We start from the raw sequence: 12,303 nt of genomic DNA on the forward strand, positions 1-12,303 counted from the left end.
CCCCCCCCCCCCCCCCCCCCCCCCCCCCCCCCCCCCCCCCCCCCCCCCCCCCCCCCCCCCCCCCCCCCCCCCCCCCCCCCCCCCCCCCCCCCCCCGCCCGGGCCCTCCGGCTGGGGGCGGTCCCGGCCGAGGTGCTGACCCACGTGACGGGGGTTCCCCGCCGCCGGGTCCACTGCGCCCACTGCGCGCACGAGACGGAGACCCCGGCCGCCCTCGGCGCGACCTGCGTCTGCCGGGGCTGCGGGCGGACGCTGCACGTCTACCACCACGTGTCCCGGCGGCTGGGCGCCTACCTCGGGTACATGGTGGACGCCGAGGACGCCGCCCCCGCCGCTCCGGTGGAGGTGCCGGCATGACGACGATCTCCCCGCCTGCACCCGCGGATGCCCCGACGCGCACCGGCCGGGGCGCGCTCCGGCTCCGGGTGGCCGGCGTGCGGGCGGCGGCAGCCGGCATCCGGTCGGTCGAGTTCGTCTCCGCCGACGGTGGACCGCTACCCGCCTTCCCACCGGGCAGCCACGTGGTGCTGCACTGCGGCGACCGGCGCAACGCCTACTCGCTGACCGGCTCCGGGACAGCCCCGGTGCGCTACTCGATCTCGGTGCTGCTCTGCCCCGACGGGTCCGGCGGCTCGCGCTGGGTGCACGAGCTCGTGGCCGGGGACGTCGTGGCGGCCGACGGGCCGCGCAGCGCGTTCGCCCCGGTCGCCACCGCGCGGCACCACCTGCTCGTCGCCGGCGGCATCGGCATCACCCCGCTGCTCTCGCACGCCCGCGCCGCGGTCCGCTGGAAGCGGGACTTCACGCTGCTCTACGGCTACCGCCCGGGCGCTGGAGCGCACCTGGACGAGCTGCGCGAGCTCTGCGGCCCGCGCCTGGAGGAGCACCCGGAGGTGGCCGGCTTCGTCGCCCGCATCGAGGCCGCGCTCGCCTCCGCCCCGCTCGGCACCCACCTCTACGCCTGCGGGCCGGCCGCCCTCCTCGACACGGTCCTCGGGACGGCGGAGCGGCTGGGCTGGCCGGAGGCGCGGGTGCACACCGAGCGCTTCTCCGCCGCCGCGCTCGACCCGGGGGATCCGTTCGAGGTGACCCTCGTGCGGTCCGGACGGCGGGTCGGGGTCCCGTCCGGGGTGAGCCTGCTGGAGGCCCTCGAGGACGCCGGCGTCCCCGTGCCCAACCTGTGCCGGCAGGGGGTCTGCGGCGAGTGCCGCGTCCCCGTCGTCTCCGGCTCCCCCCTGCACCGCGACCTCTTCCTCGGCGAGGCCGAGAAGGTCGCCGCCGACAGCGTCATGTGCTGCGTCTCCCGCAGCACCGGCCCCACCCTGGAGCTCGACCTGTGACAGCCACCGACATCCGCGACCGGGCCCTGCCCGCCCGCATCGCCTCGTTCCCCTTCCCCTTCCCGACCGACACCTACCGGTACAGCGCCAACGTGGAGCCGGCGGTCGCGCCACGGCCGACCGCCGCCGGCAGCTGGGGCGAGCACGTCCTGCACGTCGACGAGTACTACGCCTCCGACAGCGCCGAGTGCGCCGCCCTGCTGGCCGCGGACCCCACACGGCTGCAGGAGCTGCCGCACATGAGGCCGGCCGCCTGGGACGCGATGCTCTACGTGATGGGCGAGCTGCAGCGGGCCCGCCCGGAGGTGTTCGCGCTCGACCGCCTCGGCGGGGACCGCTGGCGCTGGCGCAACGAACTGCTGGGCATCGGGCAGCAGTTCACCTTCGGTGACGACGCGACGCTGCCGTCCGGTCCGCTCGAGTTCATCGCACCGCAGGTCCAGGACGACCTCGTGCTCCTCGACCAGCGCGAGGGAGCGCTGTGGGCCGACGCCGGCGTCGTCACGGCGGCCGCGGACTGGTCGATGCGCTTCGACGTCGGCATGAGCTTCCCCGAGATCCACGGGCCCGTCCCCCGTGTGCACCCCGAGGGCGTCATCGACCGCGCCCACCAGTTCCTCATGCGGCTCCAGCCCGGGGAGGCCTACCGCCGCACGAACTGGACGATGACCGTCGGCCGGCGGCTGGACACCGCGACCGAGACCTATCCCGAGTGGGGCCCCGACCGGCGCCTGGTCCTCGAGCAGGATCTCGGCTCCCGGCTGCACCTGCGCGTCGAGGTCCAGCACCTGGTCCGGCTGCCCAGCTCCGGGGCGGTGCTGTTCCTCATCCGCACCTACCTGCTGCCGCTGGAGGACCTGGCGCGGGTGCCCGCGTGGCGCGACCGCTTCGCCGCCGTCCTCGAGGAGCTGCCGGAGGACATGGCCGACTACAAGGGCCTCACCCGCTTCCGCTCCGCCGCCGTCGCCTGGCTGCGCGGTGCGGCATGACCGCCGTCCTGACGGGAGAGCAGCTCCGGCCGCGCCGCACGAGCGTCCCCTCGTGGCCGGCGCAGCCCCCCTCGCTGGACCTCACCGGCCGCGCATTCCTCCTCGTGCAGGTCGGCGGCCGGGCCGCGGAGGTCGTCGACCGGTGGGCGGCCGAGGCGCGCGAGCACGGCCGGCCGGTGCGGCGCTGGGGGCTTCCGGGCGTGGACGGGTCGTCGGCTGCCGCGCTCGCCCGCCGCCTCGACGGGATGCACGTCGGCGACCGGGTGGTGGTGGCCGGGCCCGAGGCCGACGTCCTCGCCCTGGTCGCCCTGGCCCGCGGGCTGGGCTTGCTGCCCGAGGAGATCACCGCCTTCGCCGTCGCCCGGGGGCCGATCCCGGTGTTCTGCGCCCACTGCGAGACCACCGCACGGCTCCCGGTGGCTCCCGGCGCGGAGGTCGACTGCCCCGGGTGCGGCCTGCGGCTCGAGGTGCACGAGCACGCGTCGGGGCACCGGGGCAGCTACCTGGCCTCCGCGGTGACGGCACCTGGGGAGGCGGGATGAGCGTTCCGGCGACGCAGCTGCTGCGGGTGACGCGGATCGAGGCGGTGACCGACCGGGTGCGGCACATCGTGCTGACCGACCCGGAGGGCCGGTCGCTGGCCGGGTACGCGCCCGGCAGCCACGTGGTCGTGACCGCCGGCGGCACCCGCAACGCGTACTCGCTCACCGGCTCCGGGATCGCCCCGGGCGACTACCGGATCTCCGTCCTCCGCACCGGGGACGGCGGGGGCTCGGCCTGGCTGCACGACGTGCTGCGGGTCGGCGACCTGCTGCCGGTGGAGCCGCCCCGGTCGGCGTTCCGGCCGGAGCTGGCCGCGCGGAAGGCTTTCCTCGTCGCGGCGGGCATCGGGGTCACGCCGATCCTGTCGCACCTGGCCGCCGCCCGTGCGTGGGGACGCCCCGTGGAGGTCGTCTACGGATACCGCCGGGGCGAGGCCGCCCACCTCGAGGAGGTCCGCGAACTCGCCGGTCACGACCTGGTGGAGGCGCAGGGCCGGGTGGCCCTGGCCGGTGCGCTGCGCGAACGCATGGCGGTCCAGCCCTGGGGCACGCACGCCTACGCCTGCGGCCCGACCCCCCTCCTGGACCTGTTCACCGCGACGGCGCGCGCGACCGGCTGGCCACCGGCCCGCGTGCACCTCGAGCACTTCCAGGCCCGGGAGCTCTCCCCCGGCCGGCCGTTCACCGCCCGGCTGCGGCACAGCGGCCGGGAGCTCCCGGTGCCCAGCGGCACCAGCCTGCTCGACGCGGTGCTCGGCGCCGGCGTCGACGTCCCCCACATGTGCCGCCAGGGCGTCTGCGGCCAGTGCCTGGTCCCCGTGGCCGCCGGCCGCGTGGAGCACCGGGACCTGGTTCTCGATGACTCCGACCGGCAGTCCTCGACCCACATGCTCGCCTGCGTGTCGCGGGCGGCCGACACCCACCTGGAGCTGGACCTGTGAGCGATCTGCCCCGGCTGCCCTGGCCCTTCGCCCCCACCGACCGGTCCTTCCGGTACACGGTCAACGTCGAGCCCGCCCGCCGGCGCGTGGCGACGCCCGCCGGGTCCTGGGGCGAGCACGTCGTCGACCTGGGCGACGACTACGCCGAGCAGATGGCGCTGCGCCGCGACGTGCTGGCCCGCGACCCCGGGCGGCGGCAGGTGCTCCCGCACATGGAGCCGGCGTGCTGGGACATGCTCCTGTACCTGCTCCGGGAACTCGTGACCGCCCGCCCGGACGCCATGCACCTGACCGACCTCGGGTCCGGGGCCTTCTCCTGGCGGAACGACCTCCTCGGCATCGAGCAGTCGTTCGTCCTGGGCGATGCCGCCACGCTGCCGACCGATCCGCTCACCTGGATCGGCTGCCAGGTGCCCGACGACATCCTCATGGTCAGCGAGCGCGGCGGCCGGCTGTGGTTCGACGCCGCGCTGGTCACCTGGGCCGCCGCGTGGTCGGTCAAGTTCGACATCGGCATGCACCTCGACGAGATCCACGGCCCCGTGCCCCGGCTCAACGAGGACGGCGTGACCAGCCGCGCCACCCGGTTCATGCGGGGCATCACGGCCGACCAGACCTACCGCCGGGTCAACTGGACCTTCTCCGCCCACGGCTCACCGCGGCGCGACATCAGCCTGGAGGCCAAGCCGGAGTGGGACGCCGACATCCCCCAGCTGGTGCGGGACGGCGACTTCGGCCGGCTGCAGCTGCGCATCGAGCTGGAGCACCTCACCCGGCTGCCGTTGACGGGAACGCTGACGTTCAACATCCGCACGTACATGGCGCCGTTGGCCGAGATCGTCACGGTCCCGGGCTGGGGCGAGCAGCTCTCCGCGATCGTCGCCGAGCTCCCGGCCGACATCGCCGAGTACAAGGGGATCGCGCCCTACCGCGACGAGGTCGTGGCCTGGCTGGCGGACGCCGTGCACCCCACCGTCGCGGCCTAGCCGCACCTGGCGCCGCTCCCGGGGTCGTCCGGCGCACCTCGCCGGGATGCTGCGGTCCGCTGCCCCAGCCTCCCTGCATGCGTGCGGTGCCGTGGACCCCCGGCGGGCCCGGGGTCCTCGACGTCGTCGACATCCCGGACCTGGCGGCCAGGGGCGGGCCGACGCGAGCGGCCGGCCCGCCGCCTCCCCGGTCCGCCTCACCGGGGCAGGCTCTCCGCCCGCCACATCCAGAGCTGCTTCTCGAGGGCACCGGTCGTCTCGATCAGCAGGTCCTGCGACACCGGGTCGTCCCGTGTGTCGTCGATGCGTGCCCGCGTCCGCGCCACGACCTCGTCGAGCGCGTGGACGAGAAAGCTGATCGCCTCATCGGCCGGGATCCAGGCGAGCGGCGGCTGCGACAGCGCCGACTGCTCCTGCAGGGCCGTCGACCGGCCGTCGGGCAGCACGCCGATCGCGACCGCACGCTCGGCGAGCGCGTCCGAGTACTGCCGGGTGGTGGCGACGACGTCGTCCAGGTGCAGGTGCACGCTGCGGAAGTGGGGCCCCACCACCGTCCAGTGCACCTGCTTGGCGACCAGCCCCAGGTCGACCAGGTCGACGACGGCGCCCTGCAGCGCCTCCCCGACGGTCTTCCGGACGTCCTCGGGCAGCCGGCTCCTCATCTCGGTCATGGGCGGTTCCTCCTCCAGCGGTCGTAGGGATGGGTGCCACGTCCCTGCGACAGGGCCGTGGCGGTGGGCTCACTTCAGGACGATGTCGTCACCGGCGACGTCGACGTGCACGGTGTCGCCGTCCCGATAGACGCCCGAGAGCAGCTCCAGCGCCAGCGGGTCGACGATCGCGTGCTGGATGAGCCGCTTCAGCGGCCGCGCGCCGTAGTCGGGGTCGTACCCGCGACGGGCGAGCCAGCGCCGGGCGTCGTCGCTGACCTCCAGCGTCAGCTTCCGCTCGGCCATCCGCGTCTCCAGCTGCCGCAGCTGGATCTCGAGGACCTGCTCGATGTCGTCCTCGGTGAGCGACCGGAACCGCACGATCTCGTCGACCCGGTTGATGAACTCCGGCTTGAAGAAGTCCGCCGGGTCGCCGGGGAGGTTCGACGTCATGATCAGCACGGTGTTGGTGAAGTCCACCGTGCGGCCTTGACCGTCGGTCAGCCGGCCGTCGTCGAGGACCTGCAGCAGGACGTTGAAGACGTCCGGGTGGGCCTTCTCGATCTCGTCGAGCAGGACGACGGCGTACGGACGCCGGCGGACCGTCTCGGTGAGCTGCCCGCCCTCGTCGTAGCCGACGTAGCCCGGCGGCGCACCGACCAGGCGGGACACGGAGTGCTTCTCCATGTACTCGCTCATGTCGATCCGGACCATCGCCCGCTCGTCGTCGAACAGGAACTCCGCCAGGCTGCGGGCGAGCTCGGTCTTGCCCACGCCCGTCGGGCCGAGGAACAGGAAGCTGCCGATCGGCCGGTTGCGGTCCGCCAGCCCGGACCGGCTGCGCCGGATGGCGTTGGCGACGGCGCGGACGGCGGCGTCCTGCCCGACCACGCGGGCGTGCAGCACGTCCTCCATCCGGACCAGTTTCGCCACCTCGCCCTGCATCAGCCGGGCGACGGGGATGCCGGTCCAGCGGCTGACCACCTCGGCGACGTCCTCCTCGTCGACCTCCTCCTTGAGCATCTTCTGGGTGGACTGCAGCTCGGCCAGCCGCTCGGTCGCCTGCTCCACCTCACGCTCGACCGAGGGGATCCGCCCGTACCGGATCTCCGCGGCCCGGGTCAGGTCGACCGCGCGCTCGACCTCGCCGCGCAGAGCCTCCAGCTCCTCCTTGAGCTCCCGGATGCGCCCGATCGCCTCCTTCTCGGCCTGCCAGTGCGCCTTCATCCCCGCCGACTGCTCGCGCAGGTCGGAGAGCTCCTGGTCGAGCGCCGCGAGCCGGTCGCGGCTGGCGTCGTCGGTCTCCTTGGCCAGGGCCACCCGCTCGATCTCCAGCTGCCGGATCCGCCGCTCGATGACGTCGATCTCCGTGGGCAGTGAGTCGATCTCGATCCGCAGCCGGCTGGCCGCCTCGTCGATCAGGTCGATCGCCTTGTCGGGCAGGAACCGGCCGGTGACGTACCGGTCGGAGAGCACCGCGGAGGCCACCAGCGCGGCGTCCTGGATGCGGACCCCGTGGTGGACTTCGTAGCGCTCCTTGAGGCCGCGGAGGATGGCGATCGCGTCCTGCACCGACGGCTCGCCGACGAAGACCTGCTGGAAGCGGCGCTCGAGAGCCGGGTCCTTCTCGATGTGCTTGCGGTACTCGTCGAGCGTCGTGGCGCCGATCATCCGGAGCTGGCCGCGGGCGAGCATCGGCTTGAGCATGTTGCCGGCGTCCATCGAGCCCTCGGCCGAGCCGGCGCCGATGACTGTGTGCATCTCGTCGAGGAAGGTGATCACCTGGCCCTCGGCGTCGGCGATCTCCTGCAGGACCGACTTGAGCCGTTCCTCGAACTCGCCGCGGTACTTCGCACCCGCGACCATCGACGCCAGGTCGAGCGCCACCAGCCGCTTGTTCTTCAGGCTCTCCGGGACGTCGCCCTCGACGATCCGGCGGGCCAGCCCCTCGGCGATGGCGGTCTTGCCGACGCCGGGTTCACCGATGAGGACCGGGTTGTTCTTGGTCCGGCGGGACAGCACCTGGACGACGCGGCGGATCTCCTCGTCCCGGCCGATGACCGGGTCGAGCTTGCCCTTGCGGGCCTCCTCGGTCAGGTCGCGCCCGTACTTCTCCAGCGCCTGGTACTGCTCCTCGGCGTCCGGGGAGGTCACGCGGTGGCTGCCGCGGACCTGCTGGAGCCCGGCGAGCAGCTGCTCACGCGACACCTGCAGGTGGCCGGCGACCGCCAGCAGCAGGTGCTCGGTGGAGACGTACTCGTCGTGCAACTGCTGGCGCACCCGGTCGGCCTCCTCGATCGCGGCACGCAGCTCGCGACCGACCTGCGGTTCGGACCCGTAGGCGTGCGGCAGCCGGTCGAGGGCCTCGGTGACGCGGTCCCGCAGTCCGGGGATGTCGATACCGGCCTTCTGCAGCAGCGGCAGGACGACGCCGTCCTCCTGCCCGAGGAGCGCCGCGACCAGGTGATCGGGCGTGACCTCGGGGTGCGACTCCTGCCGTGCCCGCTCCACGGCGGCCTGGACTGCTTCCTGGGTCCTGCGTGTCCAGCGGTTCGGGTCGAATGCGCCGGCCACGGTGGAACACCTCCTCACTGTCGTTGATCTGTCGGTGGCGGGGTGTCGGCCGGTGCCTCACACCCCGAGGTGGGCTCGCGGCGCCCCGGGGGTCGCCGCCGCCAGTGCCTGCACGGCAGCCCGCTGGCGCTCGTCCAGCTCCCTCGGCACGTCGACCTCGACGGTGACCAGCAGGTCGCCCGCGCCGTCGGCGGCCGGCACACCCCGGCCCGGCACCCGCAGGGTCGTCCCGCTCCGCGTCCCGGCCGGGATCCGGACCCTGACCGGGCGGTCGAGCGTGGGCACCCGGACGTCGGCGCCCAGGGCCGCCTCGGCGAAGGTCACCGGCACGGTGACCGCGAGGTCACGGCCGTCCCGCCGGAAGAACGGGTGCGATGCCACCCGGACCCGCAGGACGAGGTCACCGGCCGGCCCGCCGTTCTCACCCGGCTCCCCGCGTCCGGCCAGCCGCAGCGTCTGCCCGTCCGCGATCCCCGGCGGGATGCGCGCCGTGACGGTCCGCGACCCCAGCCGGAGCCGGCGAGTGGTGCCGCGCACCGCCTGGTCGAACGGCAGCTCCACCGCCACCTCCAGGTCGGCCCCGCGGCGGGGTAGACCGGTCCCCCACCCGCCGTCGTCGGCGGACATGCCGAAGAGGTCCTCGACCGTGACCCGGTGCCCCCCGGCCCGGGGACCGCGCCGGTTGACCCGCACGGACCGACCGTGCGGCCAGCCCGGCCCGCCCGTCGACCGACCGGCGGGAGCAAGCCGGCGGACCTCGTCGTACTCGCGCCGGCGCACGGGGTCGTGCAGCACCTCGTAGGCCGACGTGACCTCCCGGAACCGCTCACCGGCCCCGGCGTCGGGGTTGGTGTCGGGGTGCAGTTCCCGGACCAGGCGGCGGTAGGCGCGGGTGATCTCCTTGTCCGACGCGGACTCCGCGACGCCGAGCACGCGGTAGTAGTCCTTGTCCAGCCACTCGGCGGTCATCGCCACGGTCGTCCACCTCCTTCCCATCAGAGGGCAGCCGGGCTCACGCCCGGCTGCCCTCGTCGACCACCTCGGCGTCGATCACGTCGTCGTCACCGGCGGCCGTCGCCGCGCCACCGTCGGGAGCCTGCTGCTCCTGGAGCCGGGCGGCGAAGGCGGTGCCCGCCGCGGTCAGCCGCTCGGTCGCCGCGCGGAGAGCAGTGACCTCGCCGTGCTCGACGAGGCCCCTCACCTCGCTGACCGCCGCCTCCAGCTGGTCGCGTTCGGGGCCGGTCACGTCGCGGTGCTCGGCCAGCAGCTTCTCGCTCCGGTAGAGCAGGGCGTCCGCGTCGTTGCGGGCCTCGGCCTCCTCCCGCCGTCGGCGGTCCTCCTCGGCGTGCGCCTCGGCGTCGCGGACCATCCGGTCGATGTCCTCGCGGCTGAGGGACGACTGCCCGGTGATGGTGATCGACTGCTCCTTGCCCGTCGCCCGGTCGGTGGCCGAGACGTGCACGATGCCGTTGGCGTCGATGTCGAAGGTGACCTCGATCTGCGGCACACCACGCGGCGCCGGGGGCAGGTCGGTCAGGTGGAACCGGCCCAGGGTCTTGTTGCCGGCGGCCATCTCCCGTTCGCCCTGCAGGACGTGCACCTCGACGGAGGGCTGGTTGTCCGTCGCCGTGCTGAAGACCTCGGTGCGGCGGGTGGGGATGGTCGTGTTCCGCTCGATGATCGTGGTCATCACGCCGCCCTGCGTCTCGACGCCCAGGGAGAGCGGCGTTACGTCGAGCAGCAGCACGTCCTTGACGTCGCCGCGGAGCACACCGGCCTGGACGGCAGCCCCGACGGCGACCACCTCGTCGGGGTTCACACCCTGGTGCGGGTCCTTGCCGCTGAGCTCGCGGACGAGCTCCACGACCGCCGGCATCCGGGTGGAGCCACCGACCAGGACCACGTGGTCGATGTCCCGCGGACCGAGTCCGGCGTCCCGCAGCGCCTGCTCGAACGGCCCGCGACACCGCTGCAGCAGGTCCTCGGTCAGCTCCTGGAACTTCGCGCGGGTCAGCGAGACGTCCAGGTGCCTGGGCCCCTCCGCGGTAGCGGTGATGTAGGGCAGGGTGATCTGGGTCTGCGTGGCGCCGGAGAGGTCGATCTTGGCGCGCTCGGCGGCCTCCTTGAGCCGCTGCATCGCCATCGGGTCCTTCGACAGGTCGACCCCTTCCGCGGTGCGGAACGTGTCCACGAGCCAGTCGATGACCTTCTGGTCCCAGTCGTCACCGCCGAGCCGCGTGTCGCCGGCCGTGGACTTCACCTCGAAGACGCCGTCGCCGATCTCCAGCACCGAGACGTCGAAGGTGCCGCCGCCGAGGTCGAAGACGAGCACGGTCTCGTCCTTGGCGTCCTTGTCCAGCCCGTAGGCCAGCGCCGCAGCCGTCGGCTCGTTGATGATGCGCAGCACCTCCAGGCCCGCGATGGTGCCCGCTTCCTTCGTCGCGGTCCGCTGCGCGTCGTCGAAGTAGGCGGGGACGGTGATCACCGCCTGCGTGACCGGCTCGCCCAGGTACGCCTCCGCGTCACGCTTGAGCTTCTGCAGGACGCGGGCGCTGATCTCCTGGGCGGTGTACCGCTTGCCGTCGACGTCGGTGGCCCAGTCGGTGCCCATGTGCCGCTTCACCGACCGGATCGTGCGGGCCGCGTTCGTCACCGCCTGACGCTTGGCGACCTCACCCACCAGGACCTCGCCGTTCCGGCTGAAGGCGACGACCGACGGTGTCGTGCGCCCTCCCTCGCTGTTGGGGATGACGGTGGGGTCGCCGCCCTCGAGGACGGCGACGGCCGAGTTCGTGGTGCCCAGGTCGATACCGACCGCACGTGACATGTCCGAACCTCCCTGACTCTCCTCACGTCGGGACGTGGCCGGGACGCCGTGCCGGCGCCCCGGGCAGCGTTCCGACCGACGTGCCACGCTGCTGAAATATTCCCCCGGTCACTGCAGGTTTTCTAGTCCGTCGGTACGAGGTACAACGTGCCCGGGTGGGACCGGGACTGTCGACGAGGGGGTTCGATGGGGACCACGTACTCCACGCGGGCGGCGGAGCCCGCCCGCCTGACCCGACTGGAGGAGCGCTTCGCCGAGCTCGGTGAGCAGCTCGATGACTCGCCGGTGTCGGAGGCACTCTCCGTGCTGCACGCGATGGTGCAGGAGGTGGCGAACCGGACGCCGTCGGCCGGGGACAGCCGTGACCGGCGAGCGGAGACGGCCCTCGGGGACGTCGCCGACCTGTACCTGACCGCGCCGCCGATGGGCGGCCCTGCCGAATCGACCGGCTTGACCGTGGGCACCCGGGCGCCCGAGTTCACCCTGCCCGACGCCGAGGGCCGGCCGGTGAGCCTGTCGGACTTCCGGGGCCGACCGGTCGTGCTGGTGTTCTACCCGCTCGACTGGAGCCCCGGGTGCAGCCGGCAGCTGGAGCTGTACCAGCAGGAGCTCGCGGAATTCGAGAGCCGGGACGCCGAGCTGGTGGGGATCTCCGTCGACTCGCTGTACAGCCACGGCGCGTGGGCCGCCGTCCGGGGGCTCAGCTTCCCGCTCCTGTCGGACTTCCACCCGCGGGGCGAGGTGGCCCGCCGGTACGGCGTCTGGCGCGAATCCGACGGCTTCAGCGACCGGGCGCTGTACGTGGTGGACGCCGACGGGGTCATCCGGTGGGCCCACGTCTCGCCGCGCGTCGACCACCTGCCCGACATCTACGAGCTGTTCACCGCGCTCGACGAGCTCACCGGCCGCCGCGAGGCGGCCTGAACCGATCGAGCGCCGACACGTGCGAAGGAGGCCTCGATGGCGACCACGTACATGGTCCCGAAGCAGCCGGCCGTCCGGGTGCGGCCGGCCGTCGGGACAGCACCGGTCACCGTGTACGGCAATCGGTGGTGCGGGATCACCCAGATGACCCGCCGACTGCTCGACCGCGCCGGGGTGCCCTACCAGTACGTCGATCTCGACCTCCATCCGGAGGCGGAACGCCGGCTGCGCTGGATGACCGGCGGCGTCCTGAGGAACCCGGTCGTCAACGTGGGCGGCCAGTGGCTGGAGCAACCGACCGTGAGGGAGCTGGAATGGGCGCTGACACGGCACGGCCTGCTCTGACCACCTGCCGGGCCTGCGGACGGCGCAACCGGCTCCCCGCCGCCGCCCGGGGGGGGGGGGGGGGGGGGGGGGGGGGGGGGGGGGGGGGGGGGGGGGGGGGGGGGGGGGGGGGGGGGGGGGGGGGGGGGGGGGGGGGGTGTGGGGGGGGGGGGGGGGGGGTGGGGGGGGGGTGGCGGTGGCGGTCGG

12 protein-coding genes are annotated in these 12,303 nt (G+C 73.9%); 8 read left to right on the forward strand and 4 right to left on the reverse strand.

The window, feature by feature from the left end; genetic code table 11:
- The 6 genes from ACI79Q_RS20635 to ACI79Q_RS20660 form a co-directional block, all read left to right on the forward strand.
- A partial coding sequence (locus ACI79Q_RS20635; RefSeq protein ID WP_456615294.1) for a dimethylamine monooxygenase subunit DmmA family protein occupies positions 1 to 356 on the forward strand: 356 nt, incomplete at its 5' end.
- Entirely contained in the window at positions 353 to 1,339 is a 987-nt protein-coding gene (locus tag ACI79Q_RS20640; RefSeq protein WP_456615295.1) for a PDR/VanB family oxidoreductase, read from the forward strand. The genes ACI79Q_RS20635 and ACI79Q_RS20640, both read left to right, overlap by 4 nt.
- Positions 1,336 to 2,328: a heme-dependent oxidative N-demethylase family protein gene (locus ACI79Q_RS20645; RefSeq protein ID WP_456590515.1), complete on the forward strand. Its 993-nt coding sequence runs from the start codon at positions 1,336 to 1,338 to the stop codon at positions 2,326 to 2,328. Before ACI79Q_RS20640 ends, ACI79Q_RS20645 begins: the two co-directional genes overlap by 4 nt.
- Positions 2,325 to 2,870 (forward strand): dimethylamine monooxygenase subunit DmmA family protein, encoded by a 546-nt coding sequence (locus tag ACI79Q_RS20650; RefSeq protein ID WP_456615296.1) that lies wholly within the window; start codon positions 2,325 to 2,327, stop codon positions 2,868 to 2,870. Before ACI79Q_RS20645 ends, ACI79Q_RS20650 begins: the two co-directional genes overlap by 4 nt.
- Positions 2,867 to 3,811 (forward strand): PDR/VanB family oxidoreductase, encoded by a 945-nt coding sequence (locus ACI79Q_RS20655; protein ID WP_456615297.1) that lies wholly within the window; start codon positions 2,867 to 2,869, stop codon positions 3,809 to 3,811. The genes ACI79Q_RS20650 and ACI79Q_RS20655 overlap by 4 nt, the downstream gene beginning before the upstream one ends.
- Positions 3,808 to 4,797, forward strand: a complete 990-nt coding sequence (locus ACI79Q_RS20660) for a heme-dependent oxidative N-demethylase family protein (protein WP_456590518.1) — start codon at positions 3,808 to 3,810, stop codon at positions 4,795 to 4,797. The genes ACI79Q_RS20655 and ACI79Q_RS20660 overlap by 4 nt, the downstream gene beginning before the upstream one ends.
- Before the next feature lie 197 nt (positions 4,798 to 4,994).
- Here ACI79Q_RS20660 and ACI79Q_RS20665 read toward each other — a convergent pair whose 3' ends face one another.
- The 4 genes from ACI79Q_RS20665 to dnaK form a co-directional block, all read right to left on the reverse strand.
- Positions 4,995 to 5,468 carry a Dps family protein gene (locus tag ACI79Q_RS20665; RefSeq protein WP_456615298.1) on the reverse strand — a complete coding sequence of 158 codons (474 nt, stop codon included), beginning with the start codon at positions 5,466 to 5,468 and terminating at the stop codon, positions 4,995 to 4,997.
- Between the two features lie 69 nt (positions 5,469 to 5,537).
- The gene (locus ACI79Q_RS20670) at positions 5,538 to 8,021 is read right to left on the reverse strand and encodes an ATP-dependent Clp protease ATP-binding subunit (RefSeq protein WP_456615299.1); all 2,484 of its coding nucleotides are present in this window, start codon (positions 8,019 to 8,021) and stop codon (positions 5,538 to 5,540) included.
- 57 nt (positions 8,022 to 8,078) lie between these two features.
- Positions 8,079 to 8,990: a DnaJ C-terminal domain-containing protein gene (locus ACI79Q_RS20675; protein ID WP_456615301.1), complete on the reverse strand. Its 912-nt coding sequence runs from the start codon at positions 8,988 to 8,990 to the stop codon at positions 8,079 to 8,081.
- Between the two features lie 43 nt (positions 8,991 to 9,033).
- Entirely contained in the window at positions 9,034 to 10,848 is a 1,815-nt protein-coding gene (gene dnaK, locus ACI79Q_RS20680; RefSeq protein ID WP_456613446.1) for a molecular chaperone DnaK, read from the reverse strand.
- Between the two features lie 186 nt (positions 10,849 to 11,034).
- On the opposite strand from dnaK, the gene ACI79Q_RS20685 reads away from it, so the two are divergent.
- Together ACI79Q_RS20685 and ACI79Q_RS20690 are read left to right on the forward strand one after the other, a co-directional pair.
- Complete coding sequence (locus ACI79Q_RS20685; protein ID WP_456615300.1) at positions 11,035 to 11,772, forward strand: peroxiredoxin; 738 nt, start codon at positions 11,035 to 11,037, stop codon at positions 11,770 to 11,772.
- Between the two features lie 36 nt (positions 11,773 to 11,808).
- Complete coding sequence (locus ACI79Q_RS20690) at positions 11,809 to 12,117, forward strand: glutaredoxin family protein (protein ID WP_456590523.1); 309 nt, start codon at positions 11,809 to 11,811, stop codon at positions 12,115 to 12,117.
- Positions 12,118 to 12,303: the final 186 nt, after the last annotated feature.

Source organism: Blastococcus sp. SYSU DS0828, from assembly GCF_054050975.1.

Coding starts and splice junctions, on each gene's coding strand:
- ACI79Q_RS20655 (WP_456615297.1), top strand. CDS start 2,867: ATGAGCGTTCCGGCGACGCAGCTGCTGCGGGTGACGCGGATCGAGGCG.
- dnaK (WP_456613446.1), bottom strand. CDS start 10,848: ATGTCACGTGCGGTCGGTATCGACCTGGGCACCACGAACTCGGCCGTC.
- ACI79Q_RS20685 (WP_456615300.1), top strand. CDS start 11,035: ATGGGGACCACGTACTCCACGCGGGCGGCGGAGCCCGCCCGCCTGACC.
- ACI79Q_RS20690 (WP_456590523.1), top strand. CDS start 11,809: ATGGCGACCACGTACATGGTCCCGAAGCAGCCGGCCGTCCGGGTGCGG.
- ACI79Q_RS20675 (WP_456615301.1), bottom strand. CDS start 8,990: ATGACCGCCGAGTGGCTGGACAAGGACTACTACCGCGTGCTCGGCGTC.
- ACI79Q_RS20665 (WP_456615298.1), bottom strand. CDS start 5,468: ATGACCGAGATGAGGAGCCGGCTGCCCGAGGACGTCCGGAAGACCGTC.
- ACI79Q_RS20640 (WP_456615295.1), top strand. CDS start 353: ATGACGACGATCTCCCCGCCTGCACCCGCGGATGCCCCGACGCGCACC.
- ACI79Q_RS20650 (WP_456615296.1), top strand. CDS start 2,325: ATGACCGCCGTCCTGACGGGAGAGCAGCTCCGGCCGCGCCGCACGAGC.